The sequence below is a fragment of the Proteus sp. G3927 genome, assembly GCF_963894685.1.
Lineage (GTDB): Bacteria > Pseudomonadota > Gammaproteobacteria > Enterobacterales > Enterobacteriaceae > Proteus > Proteus mirabilis.
Map to the genome: position 1 here is coordinate 18,814 of NZ_CAWQGX010000029.1, position 17,742 is coordinate 36,555.

At 39.5% G+C, this 17,742-nt stretch carries 21 protein-coding genes; 9 read left to right on the forward strand and 12 right to left on the reverse strand.

The genetic code is table 11. The features are described 5' to 3' along the window. The first annotated feature begins 198 nt into the window (after window positions 1-198). From trmB to AACV00_RS12840, 5 genes are all read left to right on the forward strand, one after another. Complete coding sequence (gene trmB, locus AACV00_RS12820) at window positions 199-918, forward strand: tRNA (guanosine(46)-N7)-methyltransferase TrmB (RefSeq protein ID WP_004244835.1); 720 nt, start codon at window positions 199-201, stop codon at window positions 916-918. Next, window positions 918-1,244 (forward strand): YggL family protein, encoded by a 327-nt coding sequence (locus tag AACV00_RS12825; RefSeq protein ID WP_004244834.1) that lies wholly within the window; start codon window positions 918-920, stop codon window positions 1,242-1,244. Before trmB ends, AACV00_RS12825 begins: the two co-directional genes overlap by 1 nt. 76 nt (window positions 1,245-1,320) lie before the next feature. Then, window positions 1,321-2,247, forward strand: a complete 927-nt coding sequence (gene glsB / locus AACV00_RS12830) for a glutaminase B (protein WP_012367555.1) — start codon at window positions 1,321-1,323, stop codon at window positions 2,245-2,247. 70 nt (window positions 2,248-2,317) lie between these two features. Next, a complete protein-coding gene (locus AACV00_RS12835; RefSeq protein ID WP_017827576.1) occupies window positions 2,318-3,055 on the forward strand; it encodes a YggN family protein in 738 nt (245 codons plus the stop codon). Between the two features lie 147 nt (window positions 3,056-3,202). After that, the gene (locus AACV00_RS12840) at window positions 3,203-4,153 is read left to right on the forward strand and encodes a siderophore ABC transporter substrate-binding protein (protein ID WP_113977038.1); all 951 of its coding nucleotides are present in this window, start codon (window positions 3,203-3,205) and stop codon (window positions 4,151-4,153) included. A 102-nt stretch (window positions 4,154-4,255) separates the two neighbouring features. On the opposite strand, the gene hemW is transcribed toward AACV00_RS12840, so the two are convergent. Genes hemW through AACV00_RS12865 form a run of 5 tightly spaced genes read right to left on the reverse strand, consistent with a single transcriptional unit; the run spans window position 4,256 to window position 8,100 of the window. Further along, complete coding sequence (gene hemW / locus AACV00_RS12845) at window positions 4,256-5,386, reverse strand: radical SAM family heme chaperone HemW (RefSeq protein WP_004244830.1); 1,131 nt, start codon at window positions 5,384-5,386, stop codon at window positions 4,256-4,258. Continuing rightward, window positions 5,379-5,972: an XTP/dITP diphosphatase gene (locus tag AACV00_RS12850; RefSeq protein WP_004244829.1), complete on the reverse strand. Its 594-nt coding sequence runs from the start codon at window positions 5,970-5,972 to the stop codon at window positions 5,379-5,381. Before AACV00_RS12850 ends, hemW begins: the two co-directional genes overlap by 8 nt. Before the next feature lie 10 nt (window positions 5,973-5,982). Continuing rightward, complete coding sequence (locus AACV00_RS12855) at window positions 5,983-6,546, reverse strand: YggT family protein (RefSeq protein WP_004247379.1); 564 nt, start codon at window positions 6,544-6,546, stop codon at window positions 5,983-5,985. Window positions 6,547-6,564: 18 nt separating this feature from the next. Next, window positions 6,565-7,383, reverse strand: coding sequence for a pyrroline-5-carboxylate reductase (proC, locus tag AACV00_RS12860; RefSeq protein WP_004252280.1), 819 nt, complete (start codon window positions 7,381-7,383; stop codon window positions 6,565-6,567). 18 nt (window positions 7,384-7,401) lie between these two features. Next, the gene (locus AACV00_RS12865; RefSeq protein ID WP_004244825.1) at window positions 7,402-8,100 is read right to left on the reverse strand and encodes a YggS family pyridoxal phosphate-dependent enzyme; all 699 of its coding nucleotides are present in this window, start codon (window positions 8,098-8,100) and stop codon (window positions 7,402-7,404) included. 21 nt (window positions 8,101-8,121) lie between these two features. On the opposite strand from AACV00_RS12865, the gene AACV00_RS12870 reads away from it, so the two are divergent. After that, window positions 8,122-9,141 carry a type IV pilus twitching motility protein PilT gene (locus AACV00_RS12870; RefSeq protein WP_004252277.1) on the forward strand — a complete coding sequence of 340 codons (1,020 nt, stop codon included), beginning with the start codon at window positions 8,122-8,124 and terminating at the stop codon, window positions 9,139-9,141. On the opposite strand, the gene ruvX is transcribed toward AACV00_RS12870, so the two are convergent. The 4 genes from ruvX to rsmE all read right to left on the reverse strand — a co-directional run bounded on the left by ruvX (window position 9,138) and on the right by rsmE (window position 11,931). Continuing rightward, window positions 9,138-9,557 (reverse strand): Holliday junction resolvase RuvX, encoded by a 420-nt coding sequence (gene ruvX, locus AACV00_RS12875; protein ID WP_004247382.1) that lies wholly within the window; start codon window positions 9,555-9,557, stop codon window positions 9,138-9,140. The two genes, AACV00_RS12870 and ruvX, sit on opposite strands and share 4 nt — an antisense overlap. Continuing rightward, window positions 9,557-10,120, reverse strand: coding sequence for a YqgE/AlgH family protein (locus AACV00_RS12880; RefSeq protein WP_004244821.1), 564 nt, complete (start codon window positions 10,118-10,120; stop codon window positions 9,557-9,559). Before AACV00_RS12880 ends, ruvX begins: the two co-directional genes overlap by 1 nt. 112 nt (window positions 10,121-10,232) lie before the next feature. Further along, complete coding sequence (gene gshB / locus AACV00_RS12885) at window positions 10,233-11,189, reverse strand: glutathione synthase (RefSeq protein WP_004244820.1); 957 nt, start codon at window positions 11,187-11,189, stop codon at window positions 10,233-10,235. Between the two features lie 10 nt (window positions 11,190-11,199). Further along, window positions 11,200-11,931 (reverse strand): 16S rRNA (uracil(1498)-N(3))-methyltransferase, encoded by a 732-nt coding sequence (gene rsmE / locus AACV00_RS12890; protein WP_004244819.1) that lies wholly within the window; start codon window positions 11,929-11,931, stop codon window positions 11,200-11,202. Window positions 11,932-12,178: 247 nt separating this feature from the next. Here rsmE and AACV00_RS12895 point away from each other — a divergent pair, with 247 nt between their 5' ends. Further along, window positions 12,179-12,811: a prepilin peptidase gene (locus AACV00_RS12895; RefSeq protein WP_017827571.1), complete on the forward strand. Its 633-nt coding sequence runs from the start codon at window positions 12,179-12,181 to the stop codon at window positions 12,809-12,811. A 101-nt stretch (window positions 12,812-12,912) separates the two neighbouring features. Here AACV00_RS12895 and AACV00_RS12900 read toward each other — a convergent pair whose 3' ends face one another. After that, window positions 12,913-13,578, reverse strand: a complete 666-nt coding sequence (locus AACV00_RS12900) for a DsbA family protein (RefSeq protein WP_017628339.1) — start codon at window positions 13,576-13,578, stop codon at window positions 12,913-12,915. Beyond that, window positions 13,566-14,438 (reverse strand): MBL fold metallo-hydrolase, encoded by an 873-nt coding sequence (locus AACV00_RS12905; protein WP_036908321.1) that lies wholly within the window; start codon window positions 14,436-14,438, stop codon window positions 13,566-13,568. The genes AACV00_RS12900 and AACV00_RS12905 overlap by 13 nt, the downstream gene beginning before the upstream one ends. A gap of 104 nt (window positions 14,439-14,542) precedes the next feature. On the opposite strand from AACV00_RS12905, the gene AACV00_RS12910 reads away from it, so the two are divergent. Beyond that, window positions 14,543-15,463, forward strand: coding sequence for a LysR family transcriptional regulator (locus AACV00_RS12910; protein ID WP_004244813.1), 921 nt, complete (start codon window positions 14,543-14,545; stop codon window positions 15,461-15,463). Here AACV00_RS12910 and AACV00_RS12915 read toward each other — a convergent pair. After that, window positions 15,440-16,366, reverse strand: a complete 927-nt coding sequence (locus tag AACV00_RS12915; protein ID WP_004244812.1) for a LysR family transcriptional regulator — start codon at window positions 16,364-16,366, stop codon at window positions 15,440-15,442. The genes AACV00_RS12910 and AACV00_RS12915 overlap by 24 nt on opposite strands. A gap of 109 nt (window positions 16,367-16,475) precedes the next feature. Here AACV00_RS12915 and lysA point away from each other — a divergent pair, with 109 nt between their 5' ends. Next, window positions 16,476-17,720, forward strand: a complete 1,245-nt coding sequence (gene lysA / locus AACV00_RS12920; protein ID WP_012367564.1) for a diaminopimelate decarboxylase — start codon at window positions 16,476-16,478, stop codon at window positions 17,718-17,720. Window positions 17,721-17,742: the final 22 nt, after the last annotated feature.

Below are 17,742 nucleotides of genomic sequence, written 5' to 3' on the forward strand. Positions count from 1 at the left end.
GATCTGTATAAGGGTAAGATTGCACCACAGAGAGCATAAACTGTAAACACCCTTAATATTTATCTTATAGAGTGATGCTTATATAGGTGACTCTTGCTAAAATTGGCTATCTTTGGATAATGTCGCTTAAATGTATACTATAACGACATTATAACGTTATTAAGTTAATAATTGGCCTAACGACTGACAGTATTAGACATGATCAAGAATGTAATTTCTCCGGAATTCAATGAAGAAGGGCGTGCTTTACGACGCGTTCGTAGTTTTGTTCGCCGACAAGGCCGTTTAACTCCTCGTCAGGAACAAGCATTAGAAAAGCAATGGCCTATCTTTGGCATTGAATATCAACCGGAACCTATCGACTTCAGTCAGGTTTTTGGACGTAACGCCCCTGTTGTTTTAGAAATTGGTTTTGGAATGGGCGCTTCGTTGGTGACTATGGCAAAAAATTCGCCAGAAAATAATTACTTTGGTATTGAGGTACATGCCCCCGGTGTAGGTGCTTGCCTTGCCAGTGCACAAGAAGAGAATATCTCAAATCTGCGAGTTATGTGTCATGATGCGATAGAAGTACTCAATCACATGATCCCAGATAATAGTTTACAGATGGTTCAGTTGTTTTTTCCTGATCCATGGCACAAAGCGCGTCATAATAAACGTCGTATTGTGCAAGTACCATTTGCAGAGTTAATTTTAACTAAATTAGCGCCAAACGGTGTTTTCCATATGGCAACAGATTGGGAACCCTATGCAGAACATATGCTTGAAGTTATGACAAGTGTTGATGGATATCAGAACTTATCAGAAACTCAGGATTATGTACCACGACCAGAAACACGCCCCGTGACTAAGTTTGAACAACGCGGTCATCGTTTAGGGCATGGAGTATGGGATCTTATGTTTAAGAGGGTAAAATAATGGCTAAACAACGTAGTCGCCGTTTACGCAAAAAAATGCGTATCGATGAATTTCAGGAATTAGGTTTTTCAGTTAAATGGACGTTCCCAGAAAATACCCCTATTGAGGAGGTCGACAGCTTTGTTGATGACTTTATCCTTAATGTGATAGAGCCAAATGGGCTGGCATTTGATGCGAGTGGTTATCTGAGTTGGGAAGGCCTGATCTGTCTACAAAAAATTGGCAAATGTACCGAAGAGCATCGTCAATTAGTAGAAAACTACTTAAAAGAAAAAAATATGCAAGATGTACAGACCTCTGAACTATTTGACGTTTGGTGGGACTAATAAAAAGTTATACATTTTTAGCAAATAATCACAAGGGCATCCAACAGGATGCCCTTGTCTGTCTAGGGAATCAGCTGTGACTACAACGTTATCTAACGCATTATTGTCAGATATATTGCAACAAATTCGTCCTTTAATTGGGCAAGGAAAAGTAGCAGATTATATTCCTGCTCTCGCTCAAGTACCTGCTAATCAACTGGCTATGGCCGTGTATACAGTTGATGGTGAGCTTTATCAAGCGGGTATGGCCGATAAACGTTTCTCTATTCAGTCTATATCAAAAGTACTTAGCTTAACCCTTGCGTTAACACGTTATGATGAAAGCGAGATTTGGCAACGAGTAGGCAAAGAGCCTTCAGGATTACCTTTTAATTCGTTAATTCAGTTAGAAATGGAAAAAGGGCTACCACGTAATCCTTTTATCAATGCTGGAGCGATAGTGATTACGGATATGTTGCAATCGCGATTAAGTGCGCCAAAACAGAGAATGTTAGAAGTTATTCGTGCACTGACGAATACAGCTGATATTTGCTATAACACCGTTGTGGCAAAATCAGAGATGGAACATTTAAGTCGCAATGCTGCCATTGCCTATCTGATGAAATCGTTTGATAATTTTGATAATGATGTTATCACCGTATTAGAAACCTATTTTCACTATTGCTCGATTGAAATGAGTTGTGTAGAGCTTGTTCGTTGTTTTAGCTACTTAGCGAATCAAGGAATATGTGTTGGAAGTAAAAATCAGATTATTACGCCAAGACAAGCCCGACAAATAAATGCGTTAATGTTAACTTGTGGTATGTATGATGGTGCGGGAGAGTTTGCTTTCCGTATCGGTATTCCCGGTAAGTCTGGGGTGGGAGGCGGTATTATTGCTGTGGTTCCTGATGCCTTTACCGTAGCAGTATGGTCACCAGAATTGGATAAATCTGGTAACTCATTGGCGGGGTGTGCTGCCCTTGAATTATTAGCAAACAAAGTAGGGCGCTCAATATTTTAAGTGGCTGTAGACGCCAATAATGCGAATGTTAGGTAAAAAAGTAGTTCAATACGCTTCTAGGAGAGCGATTATGGGATTTAAAAAGTTGGTCGTTGCATTGGTTTTTGTCGCAAGTTCAGCCACTGCTGCACCCAGTTTTGACTGTGCTGTCACGCCAAAAGATGATTTACGTATTACACCTGAATTTGTTGAAGTGACCGGCTCTAATGGTTTACTTGTTATTTATCCCGATGGCACGTTACTGCGCGATGAAAAGAGCGTCACACTAACCCCTGAGCAACAAGCTATTGCGAAAAAATATCAAGCGACAGTTAGGCAAGATATTCCTTGGTTAAGAAAAGAGACGGGAATTAAATTACAAGAGTCAAGAAAAGTACTGGATAAAGTTGTTATTGAAGCCTTTGGGCAAGATAGCCGTATTTTAAAGCGCTTAAGTGACTTAGAAAAAAATCTTAATCAACAAATGGATACTGTTATTTCGCTCAAGCCTGATAATGTCACATTCCATGCTCAAGCGATTAAACAGGTCGAAACCAAAGGGCGAGAAATAATTGAGAGTAGCCTTGGGGGGATGTTGCAAGATAGCATTAATGAATTAGGACAAAAACAATTACTAGCTGCTGCGAGTGGTGATAGGAAAAAAGCCTTAAGTGGATTATTAGGTAATCTTGATGGTTTTCAGCAAATCATCGAAAAAGAGTGGAAGCAACAAGAAGCTTCATTTAATCAATTTGGGCAGCAGGCGTGTAATAAAATCACCCAAATGGAAAACCAACGTGTCGAATTGATAAATTCACTAAACAAATAGCCTTATCCTTACAGTAAATAAGAGTTATAGATTGTTGATTCACAATAGTTGAAAATAACAATGAAAATCATTCTTATTCAATTGACATGTAAAGTAAGCTGTTTAGAATGCCCTGCTTAAGTATTCCACTTAAACAGGGCTAAATTCATGAAAAAGATCCTTGCGTTAGTTACTGCCTCTCTTCTGTCAGTTAGTAGTTTTTCTGCATTAAGTAATACCTCAGTTACATACCAGCCTAATCAAATTGTTGAACAGCAAAATGATAAAGTTGTTATCAAGCACCTATTAGGTGAAACCGCAGTATCTAAAAATCCGTCTAAGGTTGTACTATTTGATTTTGGTCTATATGACTCTTTAGTTGCATTAGGTTTAGCGGATAAAGTGGTTGGTTTACCATTAGGAAATGCACCTGAATATATTAAAGGGCGTATTGCGAATGATGTAGCTAATGTTGGGGGAATGAAAGCCCCTGATTTTGAGAAACTCGCTGAGCTTAAACCTGATTTAATTATTATTACCGGTCGTCAAGGTGCTTCTTATGAGAAACTCACAAACATTGCCCCCACTATTAATTTAGGCGCAAATAGTGCGAATTATCTTGATTCAGTGGAAGCGAATATTCAATTAATAGGTGAATTATTTGATAAGCAACAAGCTACTCAAGCACAATTAGCAACATTGAATACCGTAATTGAACAGGCTCAGAAAAAAGCGGCAGGATCAGATAAAAAAGTGTTGGTCTTACTGCACAATGCAGGCAATTTAATGCCCAATAACCAAAGCGTGATTTACGATGTGGTTAAAGCGAAGAAAGCAGAATTACCACCTGTTGCTGAAGAAGAGAAAGGCAAACGTCGCGTGGTTACTTCTGAAATGATCGCCAAAGTAAATCCGGATGTTATTTTTATTATCGATCGCAGTGAAGCCATTGGTGCCGGTAAATTAGAGAAAGCCACTTTTGAAAATGATGAAGTGAAAACAACTTCTGCTTATAAAAATGGTGGTATTGTTTATCTGCAATCTGATCTTTGGTATCTCTCTGGTGGTGGATTAGAAAGTCTTACTCAGCAAATTGAAGCGGTGCAAAGTGCACTTTAAAATCAGTGATAGTGGTTATAAGCGCCGATAAATAAATTATGCCCATAGTGTAAATGAACAGTATGGGCATTTGCTTATTAACGAAATAAGTGAATTTTCGTATTAAAGAAAGAGTTCAAGTAATGAATTAAGAAACAGTTTACCGTGGGGCGTTATCTGCCAATGGGTTTCTGTTTCACTGATATAACCTAATGCGAGTGCTTCATCGATTTGCCTACGGATAGTCTCTTGTGCAAGCCCCGTGTAGTCGCTAAAATCTTGCCGAGGAAAAGCTTCTAATAACCGAAAACGGTTCATAAAAAATTCAAATGGACGGTCATCATTATCAACCCAATTTTGCTGGTGAAGATAACGTCCTGCCATAAAACCTTTAGGATGTTTGGTTTTTACCGTTCTCATAATTCGGCCATCGGCAAAACTTATTTTTCCATGAGCACCACAGCCAATACCTAAATAATCCCCAAAACGCCAATAGTTTAGGTTATGTTGACATTGAAAACCTGGCTTACAATAAGCCGATGTTTCATATTGTTGATATCCTGCTGCGGTAAGTAATTTGTCACCTTCAGAAAAAATATCCCATAACATATCATCATCAGGTAATTTAGGCGGACGGGAGCCAAATTGTGTATTGGGTTCAATAGTTAATTGATACCAAGAAAGATGTGGGGGAGATAAAGCGATTGCTTGTTGTAGATCTGAAAGTGCTTGAGATAATGATTGGTCAGGTAAGCCATGCATTAAATCAAGATTAAAGCTACGTAAGCCTAACTCTTTTGCTAGTCTCGCGGCATTTTTAGCTTCATCGGCATCATGAATGCGCCCTAAGCGGATCAGTTTATCATTACCAAAACTTTGTACACCAATGGATATACGGTTAATTCCCGCACGTTGAAAACCGGCAAATCGTTCAGCTTCAACCGTACCAGGATTGGCTTCCATCGTAATTTCAGCATCAGGAGCAACGGCTATGCGCTCTTTTACGCCATACAGTAAATCAGCCATTGATTCAGCACTTAATAGGCTTGGCGTGCCACCACCAATAAAGATAGTTTGCACTTCACGAGAGCCAACATGAGTAAGATCAGCATCTAAATCATTGAGCAGATGTTGCACATATTCCTGATGTGGAACTTCGCCTTTTAAGGTGTGAGAATTAAAATCACAATAAGGGCATTTTTGTACACACCAAGGAATATGAATATACAAACTTAATGGTGGTAACTTAAGCATTCTTAAGTGCATCCAACATTAGTTTTAGTGCTTTACCACGGTGAGAGTATTGATTTTTTTGCTCTCTGGTTAACTGTGCCGCAGTGCAATTTAGCTCAGGGATAAAGAAAATAGGATCATAACCAAATCCACCATCACCTTGCATTTCTTGAGTTAACACACCTTGCCAAATACCATGGAAAATTAGCGGAGTGGGATCGTTTTCATGGCGTAGATAAACTAACACACAGTTAAACTGAGCTTGACGTTTCTCTGCGGGAACATCTTTCATTGCTTCGAGTAATTTATCTACATTTTGCTGATCGGTTGCCTCAATACCAGCATAACGAGCAGAGTAAATGCCCGGAGCACCACCTAATGCATCAACCGAGATCCCTGAATCATCAGCTATGGCCGGTAAACCTGTTACTTTGGCAGCATGACGCGCCTTAATTAGTGCGTTTTCTACAAAAGTAAGACCTGTTTCTTCAACTGAGCCAACACCTAGCTCAGTTTGTGCGACAATATCTAAACCAAAATCAGCGAGTAATGAGGCTAACTCTGTTACTTTACCGGGGTTTCCAGTAGCAAGAACCACTTTTTGCATATTATCTTCCTTAGTAAAGTGTCATGTTGATTAGCCACTGTAAAACATCTACACGTAAATAATTAAGGGCATAAAGGATCAGGATAACAATCATGGCTGAGAAATCTAATCCTCCCATTGCCGGAATAACACGGCGAATAGGGGCCATTAAAGGCTCAGTTAATTGGAAGAGCAGATGATCGATAGGATTACGTCCTTGACTGACCCAACTGAGAATTGCACGGATGATAATCATCCAAAAAATAATCTTACCTGCTGCGGTGAGTAATTCAATAAATGCGAAGGGTAGGACTAAAGAAAACGGAATAGCACCACCTGCTCCGGATAAGTAAGAAGGGAGGATAATTTCTAATAACACTAAAACATATGCCAAGATGACCGAAGCTGTATCAATAGAGCCAATAGAGGGGATAATTCTTCTTAATGGACGCACAACAGGTTGGGTAATTTTAACCACAAATTGTGAAAACGGATTATAAAAATCAGCTCTTACACATTGCATCCATACACGAAGTAGTAGCACGGAAATATAGAGTTGAATAAGAGTCAGAATGACGAAATTTAAAAAGTTCATTAGTTGGCCCTGATGAAATTAAAACTGTTTTTCCATTTCTTGCGCTCGTTTAATCGCCGCTTGCATCGCTAAAGCAACATTCTCAGGTAATTTACCTGCATAGAATTGTGCCAATGCTGCAGCTGTTGTGCCACCTTTTGACGTTACTTGTTCACGTAATGTTGAAAAAGGTAAGCTATTTTGTTTTTCAGCTAATGCAGTAGAGCCACTGGCTGCTTGTTGTACAATAGCTCTTGCTACGTCGGCTGAAAAACCTAAGCGCTCGGCTTCTTGTTGCATAGATTCCATAAACAAGAAGAAATAAGCAGGCGCACTACCCGCAACGGCGATAATATCATTGATAGCTGATTCTTGCTCTACCCAAACCGTCGTACCGACACTTTTCATTAACGCATCAGCAAATTGTTTATCTTCAGGGGTAATAGTGTTTTGAGCAAACATACCGCTTAACCCTTTGCCAACCAGTGCTGGGGTATTTGGCATGATGCGGATCAGTCGTAGCGAAGTGGCTAAATAATCATTATAACGAGAAGCTGGAATACCCGCGGCAATGGTTAGCACTAATTTTTGACTAAAATCGATATGTTGTAATGGCTTACAAACTTCAGCCATCATTTGTGGTTTGACGGCTAATACGATGACATCGGCATTTTCAACAGCACTGATGTTGTCGCAAGTACTCTGTATGGCAAACTCTTTTTCTAAAGGCTCACGTCGAACCTCAGAAGGTGAACTTACCGTAATGTTTTTTGCGGGATAACCACCATTAACCAGTCCTGCAATAATAGCGTGTGCCATATTTCCGGCACCAATAAAAGCGATATTGCGATGTTCCATACTAATTTAACCTCTTTTTTATTTATTGGCGTAATCACGAGCGCCAAAAATGGCCGTTCCAATACGTACCAGTGTTGAGCCACAGGCAATTGCTGCTTCCATATCACCAGTCATTCCCATCGACAATGTATCAATATCGGGGTACTGATTTTGTAACTGTTTAAATGCCTGATGCATTTTCTCTAGTACCTCGACTTGCTTGTTATAGTCATTTTCTGGGGCAGGAATAGCCATTAGTCCGCGCAGTTTGATCCCTGGCAGAATGGATATTTGTGCAGCAAGGCCATCAAGCTCGGTAAGAGAGATCCCTGATTTACTGTTTTCATCACTAATATTTATTTGGATCAAAACATTTAGTGGCGGTAACGTAGTTGGACGTTGATCACTTAATCTTTGCGCTATTTTTAATCTATCTATGGTATGGCACCAGGCAAAATGTTCAGCAACAAGACGTGTTTTATTGGACTGCAATGGGCCAATAAAGTGCCAAACTAAATTTTTGTTTTCAGCAAAATAGCTGATTTTATCTACACCTTCCTGCACATAGTTTTCACCAAATTCAGTTTGTCCACATGCAATTGCTTTTTCGATATCGCTCACAGGCTTAGTTTTACTAACTGCAAGTAGAGTTATTTCGTCTGGAGAACGTCCGCATTTTTGCGCTGCGGTGTCAATGTGAGACCTGACATTGACGAGATTCTGTTTAATAGTATTCATGGCAACTCAGGAGATAATAAGATGAATATGGAAAAATTAATTATATATAGTGTAAAGCATAATGCTTCCGATCTGCACCTTTGTTGTGGCGATGTGCCACGATTACGGATCAATGGCGTACTTTATCAACAAAATCAATGTAAACCTATTACTTCTGATACGCTATTCAAATGGATAACACCTTATCTGACCACAGCGCAATTGCAATTTTTTGGTAAGGAGGGGCAAGTTGATACGGCGATAACTCTTGCTGAGGGGCAGCGCTTACGAGTGAATTTATTTCGCCAACAATTAGGGATATCCGCAGTACTAAGAGTGATAAATTCACAACTCCCGACATTAACATCACTACGCGTACCAAAATCAATCACTGCATTATTAGATAATGTTTCTAATGGACTCATTTTAGTGACGGGAGCAACAGGGAGTGGTAAATCATCCACATTAGCGGCGATGATTGATTATCTCAATCAGCATAAGCGTCAGCATATTCTTACTTTGGAAGCGCCAATAGAGTTTATTTACACCAATAAGCAAAGCATTATCCAACAACGTGAAATAGGGCGCGATGTACAAAATATAGCGAGTGCAATAGAAGCTGCATTACGCCAAGATCCCGATGTAATTATGCTAGGGGAATTAAGAGATCTAGAAAGTATTAAAATGGCATTAATTGCGGCTGAAACGGGGCATTTAGTACTAGCAACATTACATACACAAGGCGTTGTTCAAACGTTAGAGCGTGTCACTAATGTATTTTCATCCAATGAACGACAATGGATCTCGGCACAATTAGCTGGGAGCTTAAAAGCAATTATTTCTCAGCAATTGGTTCCTGCAACACAAGGCGGGCGTGTTGCTTTGTTTGAAGTGATGTATATGACGCAGGGGATTGCACATCTGATCAGAGAAGGGAAATATCATCAAGTGACGACATTAATGCAAACTGGGTTTGAATATGGTATGCAAACCTTCACTTTAAGTCGCCAACAACGTCAATATGAAGGTTTGCTCAATGAGCACATCAATGAAGAAAATTAATACTGCCGTTCAAACCAGCTTTCTAAAATAATAACGGCAGAGGTTGCATCAACACTGCCTTTATCTAAAGAACGATACCCCCCTTGTTCAAAAAGGTGAGCACGGGCTTCTACTGTGCTAAGGCGCTCATCATGTAAGGCGATTTGTACGCCAAAGCGTCCATGTAAGCGATTAGCAAATTTTTTGGCTTGGGTAGTCACTAGCTGTTCTGTACCGTCCATATTAAGAGGCAAACCCACCACCACTAAATCCGGCTGCCATTCTTTAATGATTTTTTCGATTTGACTCCAATCTGGAATACCATCTTTAGCTTTAAAGGAGGCTAATGGCCTTGCTGTCCCTGTAACTTCTTGACCTATTGCGGCTCCAATACTTTTGGTGCCAAAATCAAACCCCATTACCGTTCTATTTGACATTATGCATGACCAGCCGTTGGTGAAATTGTGTGGATATCGATACCAATTAGTTCGGCGGCTTTATGCCAACGCTCTGCAATTGGGGTATCAAAAATGATTTGTGGGGTTGCTTCAACGGTAAGCCAACTATTTTCTAAAATTTCTCTCTCGAGCTGGCCTTTTTCCCAACTGGAATATCCTAATGAGACTAAGGTTTTTTCAGGCTGTCTTGCTGTACCTAATGTTTCTAACACATCTTTTGACGTGGTGATCATGGTGCTATCGCTGATTTTAATACTTGAGCTAAAACCAGAAACAGGGGTGTGTAAGATAAAACCATGCTCTTCCGCTACAGGGCCACCAGACATAACCGGTTTTTGTAAGCTAATCGCACTATCTCTATCTGCTGAGAATATCTCCAACTGCTCTAAGACACTTTCAATAGAGATATCTTCAATCGGCTTATTAATAACTAAACCCATTGCACCGTTTTCATTATGTTCGCAAACATAGACGACCGAGCGTTGAAAGAGCGGATCGCTTAATGATGGCATAGCAATAAGAAAATGGTTGAGTAAATTCATAATAGTAATACTGTTCTCTGATTGTTTTTATTAAAAAACCTAGCCCTATTGATAATGTTTAATATAAGGGCTAGGTAAAGACTTTTAAACCTTAAAACACATCGTTTAAAAATTAGTTTTTCTTGTTAAGGCGAGCTTCAATAGCATCCATTAACATACCTGTAATAGAAACCTCAGGATAAGCTGCTTCAATCTCACGTGCACAAGTTGGGCTTGTAACATTAATTTCCGTTAAACGATCACCAATAACATCTAATCCAACAAAAATAAGGCCTTTTTGTTTTAAGATAGGTGCTACTTGGCGTGCAATTGCCCAATCGCTTTCTGTTAATGGGCGCGCTTCTCCACGGCCACCTGCAGCTAAGTTACCACGGGTTTCCCCTTTGGCAGGGATACGAGCTAAGCAATAAGGAACCGGCTCTCCATCAACCACCAGAATACGTTTATCACCATCAACAATTTCTGGTAAGAAATTCTGTGCCATACAGAAACGGTGACCGTGCTCTGTTAAGGTTTCGATAATAACACCGACGTTTGGATCATCTTTTTTCAGGCGGAAAATAGAGGCGCCACCCATACCGTCAAGTGGTTTAAAAATCACATCACCATGTTTTTCATGGAAAGCGCGAAGGTGTTTGGCTTCTCGAGTGACTAATGTGTTTGGCGTTAATGATGGGAACCATGCTGTAAACAGTTTTTCATTACAATCACGTAAGCTTTGTGGTTTATTAACAATTAAAGTCCCCATATCTTCAGCACGTTCAAGAATATAGGTAGCATAGATAAATTCGGTATCGAATGGGGGATCTTTACGCATTAAAATGGTATCAAGGGAGCCTAACGCAATATCCTGCTCTTGACCAAATTCAAACCACTTTTCAGGGTTTTCTTCTACACTTAACAGACGTGTGTGAGCACGGGCTTCACCTTGATTAAGATAAAGATCGTTCATTTCCATATAATGGATTTCCCAACCACGGCGCTGTGCTTCGAGTAACATGGCAAAGCTGGTATCTTTTTTAATTTTGATGGATGAAATAGGATCCATCACAATACCTAATTTAATCATTATTTCTCCTTTATCCCAGATCGCCGAACCGAACCTGCAAAGCGGTGATTGCGGTGAGTGCTGTTGTTTCAGTTCTTAATACACGAGGACCTAATAAAATATCAGTAAAATGGTATTTTGCTGTCATGGCAATTTCTTCAGGGGATAATCCCCCCTCAGGGCCAATTAATAGTCGTACTTTTTTAACTGGAAGTGGCAAGGTATTAATACTTTGGCTTGCTCTAGGGTGTAAATTAAGTTTTAAGCTATCATCCGTTTGGGCACACCACGCCTCTAATGACATCACCGGCATAAGCTGTGGAATTTTATTTCTGCCACATTGTTCACAGGCTGAGATAATAATTTTTTGCCATTGCTGATGCTTTTTTTCTAAACGACTAGGATCTAGTTTAACACCACAACGTTCAGAGATCAGCGGAGTAATAGTGTTAACACCTAATTCAACGGACTTTTGGATAGTAAACTCCATTTTTTCACCACGTGAAAGTACTTGGCCTAAATGAAGATCAAGTGGGGATTCTCTATCATCCATTTGTCCTTCATTAATCTGCACAATCACTGATTTTTTGCTACTTTCGATAATATCAGCATCAAATACTTGATTGGAGCCATCAAAAAGTGCCAGTTTTTGGCCTTTTGACATTCTTAATACTCGTCCAACGTGATTTGCAGCTTCTTCTGCTAATGAAGTTTGTGTACCTGCACTGAGTGGCTCTGGATGATAAATGCGAGGAATACGCATAACGTGAAACCCTTACGTAAAATGTTAACCATGATAAACAAGATATTGTGATATGCATCATACGCATGCCATTAGCTCATGCAAGTTATCAGGTGGCTTTTTCTATCATTATAGCTGGATTTTATTTGCGAGATTTGTCGTAAAACTTCATGTTTGCAATATGATAAAACAACCATTGCTTGGAAGTAATAGCATTCTATTTTAGAGTCCTAGATTAGGAACTCGCAAATATCAAGGATAGATATTTATGTTATTACCGCAAAACATCATGATTACAATGGCCTTTTTTACCTTTTTAAAAGGGGGTAGCGATTATTTCTCTACCTCTGTTTTAGCACGCCTCTCACCTATTCGTTATCAGCAATTGTGGCAAGTTTATTTAATTATCTGTTTTTATTGGTCTTTTACTATTTCTAATTATTCGTTATTAATATTATTTCTATTGTTTAGTTTTTACCTCTTAACTCTCTCGTTTTTCGATGCAGATTATCTTCAGCTACCTGATAACTTAACTTTTTGGTTACTTTTCTTTGGAATTACGCTTAATTTAACGCCTTATGGCGTGATTTCTTCAACTTGCTCTTTTTATGGCTGTTTAGTCGCAAGCTTGTTTTTTTATAGTATTTATTGGCTCGGTTATTGGATATATCAAGAGACTATTTTGGGGTTGGGTGATGTAAAGCTTTTTAGTGCCATAGGCGCTTGGTGTGGAACAGAACTACTACCTTATATCCTCTTTTTCGCTGCACTATTAGGGATTGTTATTTATATGCTTATTTGGGCTTTTACTAATGTGAAGATAAAGCAGATTGCCTTTGGCTCTTGCCTTGCATTTTCAGCGATAGTTGTTTTAAGAGTAAAGACAATAATAATGTATTGAATAGGCTAATATTTCTTGCTGAATATTAAATAAGAGTGAGGTGTAGAATTTGTCTACACCTTCAAGTCTCTATCATTATTTACTCTATTTTCAGTAAGGTATTACAGCGTTTGTTTTAGAAAAGAAGTCCAACTTTTTGTATCGCCAAAATAATTCTCTACTGGGATCAACTGGTAGGTTTGGTTATCTTCAATACATAGCGTTGGGAAACCACGACCATTTACTTGATGCATTAATTGTTGAGTTTGCTGTATATGTTGAGTTATTTCATACTCATTTACTTGCGTAAATAACGTCGAAAAGAGGGTGATATCAAACCCGAGCTTTTGTACGATAAAAAATAGCACATCTTTATCACTAATATTTAATCCATCAAGATAATAGGCATCTTGTAACGCTTTTAATAACATGACATCTCTATCGCCCATTTTTCTTGCTACCAATATCGCTGCAATTGGCATCAGTGAGTTTAATGTCATCTCTGTATTGGCGAGGTTATTGCGGTATTGCTGACTAAAAACTTGCCCCGATAACTGGCTAATACGTTCATCGATAGGGGTAACATGCTCTTTCCATGCATCGCCCCCTGTCACTTTTCTTGTCGGGGTAAATAATCCCCCACCATGTAGTGTTAGTACATGTGGGTATTCGTGACTCACTACTTCAATAAGTGGGGCAATGCCGTAGCACCACCCACAAAGTGGATCGTAAATATAGTGCAGCTTTTTAGTGCTATTTTCTTGGTTCATATGGCTTACTGAGGCCATTTCATCTCTCCTTTAAGGACTTTTGCGCTAAGCTCTAAACTCGATTTATCTGCTAAGTTAGGATAACTTTTTTCCATCGCCGCAATAAATTGTTCTGAGTTTTGAGTTTCAGCGAGTTTAGTTTCTGCCTCTTTAAGGTAATTCATTGTGAAATCAACAGAACGCATATCATAATTGCTTTTTGGAACATAATGTCCTGGAATAACCGTTTTAGGTGATAACGTTTTAATCTGTTGTAACGCTTCTAGCCAATATTGGCGTTGTGCTTTAGATTGAGTATCTGCTAGCCACACATGAATATTTTCAGACAGTATTACCCCACCCATAATAGCATTCAGTTTTGGCACATAAACATAGGTTCTTTCTGGAGATTGGCTATCTAATCCTTTGATATAGAGTTTTTCACCTTCAAGAGAAAAACTATCACCAGTAACGACTTCAGGAATGATAACTTTTTTAGGGGCATTGTCTTTGAGGACAGGCCCCCAGTAGGCAAGTTTTCCTGCTTGGGTTTCATTAATGATTTTGACGGTGGGAGCTGAGGCAATCACTTTAGCATTTGGAAATGCTTCAGTAATGACATCTAACCCAAAATAAAAATCGGGATCAGAATGGCTGATATAGATATAAGTTAAGTTTTTCCCTGATGCTTTAATTTTATCGACTAAGGCTTGAGCATCATTTTTTTGGAATTGAGCATCGATTAAGACAGCATCTTTATCACCATAAATGATTTCAGATGAAACAGGGAATACACTGGCATCACCGGGATTGTAGATATCTAATGTTAACTCTGTTGCCATAACAGAAGTGGCGAAAAACGCAGTAGTTGCAAGTGTTAAAGGAAGTAATTTTTTCATCTTTATTTTCTCCATCATGTTGATGCGTTCTATAATAGGTTGCATGAAATGGGAGAAAAACCCTGTTTTGGTGAATACATTGTTGCATAAATCGAGCAAATAATATGGACAAAATTAAAGCATCAGAAGTTTTTGTGACCATCGTTAAGCAAGGTAGCATGATTAAAGCTGCTGATTATCTAGGTATGTCTAGAGCAATGGTGACGCGCTACCTTAATGAAATGGAGGAGTGGGCTGGGGTGCGTTTGTTGCATAGAACAACCCGTAAGCAGAGCCTGACTTCCGTGGGAGAATTAGTTTATCAACAAAGTTTACAACTGCTAGAGATGGCCGAGCGTATTCCCGCGAATATTCCCAAAGAGAGTCACCAAATCAGTGGGCTGGTGCGTATTACAACGGCACAATCACTCGCTAATTGTGCATTATCTGTGGCTATAACTGAATTTATACAACTTTATCCTCTTATTGCAGTCGATTTGCAGATATCTAATCAGACAGTCAATCTTATTGAAGAGCGTATTGATATTGCATTGCGTATTACCAACCATTTAGAGCCTAATCTGATAGCCCGCCCTTTAGCAAAATGTCTTTCTGTGGTTTGTGCTCATAAAGATTATTTAGCTAAACATGGTATCCCTAACACGCCGGATGATTTGACTTATCATCAATGTCTCACATATCGCTTTTTTGGCAGTAGCTTGTGGGAGTTTAGTTTAGGTGATGAGCGTTATTCTGTTCCTGTAGGTGGTAATTTAAGTGCCAATGAGTCTGTTGTGTTATTGCAAGCCACTTTGCAAGGTGCCGGAGTCTCCTTACAACCTTACTGCTCAGCAAAACCCTATCTTGAACGGGGTGAGTTAGAAATTTTGTTAGCGGATTATCAGCCACAGCCTATGGGAATTTATGCCGTGTTAGCGAGCCGACAAAATATGCCCGCAGCCGTGCGTGTTTTACTGGATTTTCTGGTTGACTGGTTTGCTTCTTCGCCTCATTGGTTGTCATTATCGGGTGAACGCGTGAGTTAATTGTTTTGGGTAATTAGCTAAAGTGGTTTTCATCACATCAATAAAATAGCGCACAAGTTGTGATGAGGGGCGATGAGATGGTGTGATCAAACTCACCGTAAATGGAATGGTAAAACTCAGTGGCCGTATACAGAGATCACTATATTGATAATCAAGGGCGGTAATAGGGTTAACGATAGAAACACCAATGCCTTTACTCACCATGGCACAAATTGAGGCCGCACTTTGTGTTTCCATGATCAATTGTCGAGTGATCCCCTGTTTAATAAACATAGCATCAATAAGTTGTCGATAACTATCATTAGCAGATAAGCTGATAAAACGAGTTTGATGAAAGTCTTGTGGCTGCAGTAATGCTTTTTTACTTAACACATGAGACTTTGGCAAAATAGCGACTTCATTTAACGTTAGCAGTGTTTCTTGTTGGGTTCCGGCAGGTGTTTGTGTGTGCTCTGTTAGCCCTAAGTCATAATGTTGTGCAGATAACCACTCCTCTAATAAAGGAGACTCCTGTGGCACTATCGTTAAATTAACCTCGGGATATTGGCTGAGAAATTGTTGGCAAATTGAGGGTAATAGTGATTGAGCAAATGCCGGTAAACAGGTGATATTTAATTCCGCTTGATGAAAATGGCGAATACTATTGGCTGCGGTAATAATGCGATCAAGTCCATAATAAGAGCGCTGTACCTCTTCAAAAAATCTTAATCCCTCCGTGGTAGGTTGTAGGCGACCTTTAATTCTATCAAATAGCTTAAATGACAATAGCTGTTCAAGACGTGATAGTTCGCGACTGACTGTGGGTTGAGACGTTTTCAGTAAATCTGCCGCTTCGGTTAGGTTTTGTGTGGTCATCACTGCATGAAAAATTTCAATATGTCGCCAACTAAATGGAGTTTTCATAAATTTTATCCTATATCACAAGTGAATAGACTATAGCTAATTTGATATTTTTATTCCCGCTTTAATTGCTTAATAATATTTTTATTCACCCTACATTGCTGAGTAAAAAATGATGACAACATCCAACAATGCGATCCTATCTCAATTAGCACAAACTTATGGCACGCCATTATGGATCTATCAAGGTGAGACTATTTCTGAACATATTGAGCAATTAAAAGCCTTTGATGTGGTTCGTTTTGCACAAAAAGCCTGCTCTAACATTCATATTTTACGGTTAATGAAACAGCAGGGCGTTAAAGTTGATTCTGTCTCACTAGGTGAAATTGAGCGGGCGTTGGTTGCCGGTTTCCAAGGTGGTCGCGAGCGTAGTGAAATTATCTTTACCGCAGATTTACTCGATGAAAAAACGATTGAACGTGTGGTTGAATTAGATATTCCGGTTAATGCAGGTTCTATTGATATGCTTCGCCAACTTGGAGAACGTCATCAAGGGCACGCGGTGTGGATAAGAATAAATCCTGGGTTTGGTCATGGACATAGCCAAAAGACCAATACGGGTGGGGAAAATAGCAAACATGGTATTTGGTATGAAGATGTGCCAGAAGCATTAGCGGTAATTAATCAATACAATTTGAGTTTGGTTGGTTTCCATATGCATATTGGCTCAGGGGTTGATTATCAGCATTTAGCGAGTGTCTGTGATGCAATGGTTGAGCAAGTACTCACCTCTAATGTTGATATTAAAGCCATCTCGGCCGGTGGGGGATTGTCAACACCTTATCAGCAAGGAGATAAAAGAGTCGATTTAAACCACTATTTCTCTTTATGGGATAGTGCGCGTCAACGTATAGCGCAACACCTTGGGCATGATATTGAACTGGAAATTGAACCAGGACGCTTTTTAGTGGCTGAGTCTGGCGTGTTAGTGTCACAAGTAAGGGCGGTTAAGTCGATGGGAAATCGTCATTATGTGCTGGTGGATGCAGGGTTTAGTGATTTAATGCGCCCAGCTATGTATGGTAGTTACCATCAAATCACATTATTAGATAAATACGGCCAATTAAAATCTAGCGAGTTTCAACAAGAAACCATAGTTGCGGGGCCTCTTTGTGAATCTGGTGATGTGTTTACCCAGCAAGAAGGAGGAATGGTTGCTCCTCGTTTATTACCTCCGGCAGAAGTTGGTGATTACTTAGTTATTCATGATACGGGGGCTTATGGTGCATCAATGTCATCTAACTATAATAGTCGTCCCCTTATTCCTGAAGTGTTAATTTCACAGGGCATACCTCAATTAATTAGACGTCGTCAAACCATTGAAGAGCTATTAGCGCTAGAAATTAACCTGTAACTTTTACTATTCCTCCCAGTGT

Excerpts from the sequence above, each read along its gene's own strand:
- AACV00_RS12855 (WP_004247379.1), bottom strand. The coding sequence starts at position 6,546 with ATGAACTTTTTAAATTTCGTCATTCTGACTCTTATTCAACTCTATATT.
- hemW (WP_004244830.1), bottom strand. The coding sequence starts at position 5,386 with ATGCTTAAGTTACCACCATTAAGTTTGTATATTCATATTCCTTGGTGT.
- rsmE (WP_004244819.1), bottom strand. The coding sequence starts at position 11,931 with ATGCGTATTCCTCGCATTTATCATCCAGAGCCACTCAGTGCAGGTACA.
- AACV00_RS12895 (WP_017827571.1), top strand. The coding sequence starts at position 12,179 with ATGTTATTACCGCAAAACATCATGATTACAATGGCCTTTTTTACCTTT.
- AACV00_RS12915 (WP_004244812.1), bottom strand. The coding sequence starts at position 16,366 with ATGAAAACTCCATTTAGTTGGCGACATATTGAAATTTTTCATGCAGTG.
- AACV00_RS12870 (WP_004252277.1), top strand. The coding sequence starts at position 8,122 with ATGAATATGGAAAAATTAATTATATATAGTGTAAAGCATAATGCTTCC.
- trmB (WP_004244835.1), top strand. The coding sequence starts at position 199 with ATGATCAAGAATGTAATTTCTCCGGAATTCAATGAAGAAGGGCGTGCT.
- AACV00_RS12840 (WP_113977038.1), top strand. The coding sequence starts at position 3,203 with ATGAAAAAGATCCTTGCGTTAGTTACTGCCTCTCTTCTGTCAGTTAGT.
- AACV00_RS12825 (WP_004244834.1), top strand. The coding sequence starts at position 918 with ATGGCTAAACAACGTAGTCGCCGTTTACGCAAAAAAATGCGTATCGAT.
- AACV00_RS12850 (WP_004244829.1), bottom strand. The coding sequence starts at position 5,972 with ATGCAAAAAGTGGTTCTTGCTACTGGAAACCCCGGTAAAGTAACAGAG.
- AACV00_RS12880 (WP_004244821.1), bottom strand. The coding sequence starts at position 10,120 with ATGAATTTACTCAACCATTTTCTTATTGCTATGCCATCATTAAGCGAT.
- AACV00_RS12910 (WP_004244813.1), top strand. The coding sequence starts at position 14,543 with ATGGACAAAATTAAAGCATCAGAAGTTTTTGTGACCATCGTTAAGCAA.
- ruvX (WP_004247382.1), bottom strand. The coding sequence starts at position 9,557 with ATGTCAAATAGAACGGTAATGGGGTTTGATTTTGGCACCAAAAGTATT.
- proC (WP_004252280.1), bottom strand. The coding sequence starts at position 7,383 with ATGGAACATCGCAATATCGCTTTTATTGGTGCCGGAAATATGGCACAC.
- lysA (WP_012367564.1), top strand. The coding sequence starts at position 16,476 with ATGATGACAACATCCAACAATGCGATCCTATCTCAATTAGCACAAACT.
- AACV00_RS12835 (WP_017827576.1), top strand. The coding sequence starts at position 2,318 with ATGGGATTTAAAAAGTTGGTCGTTGCATTGGTTTTTGTCGCAAGTTCA.
- gshB (WP_004244820.1), bottom strand. The coding sequence starts at position 11,189 with ATGATTAAATTAGGTATTGTGATGGATCCTATTTCATCCATCAAAATT.
- AACV00_RS12900 (WP_017628339.1), bottom strand. The coding sequence starts at position 13,578 with ATGGCCTCAGTAAGCCATATGAACCAAGAAAATAGCACTAAAAAGCTG.
- AACV00_RS12905 (WP_036908321.1), bottom strand. The coding sequence starts at position 14,438 with ATGAAAAAATTACTTCCTTTAACACTTGCAACTACTGCGTTTTTCGCC.
- AACV00_RS12865 (WP_004244825.1), bottom strand. The coding sequence starts at position 8,100 with ATGAATACTATTAAACAGAATCTCGTCAATGTCAGGTCTCACATTGAC.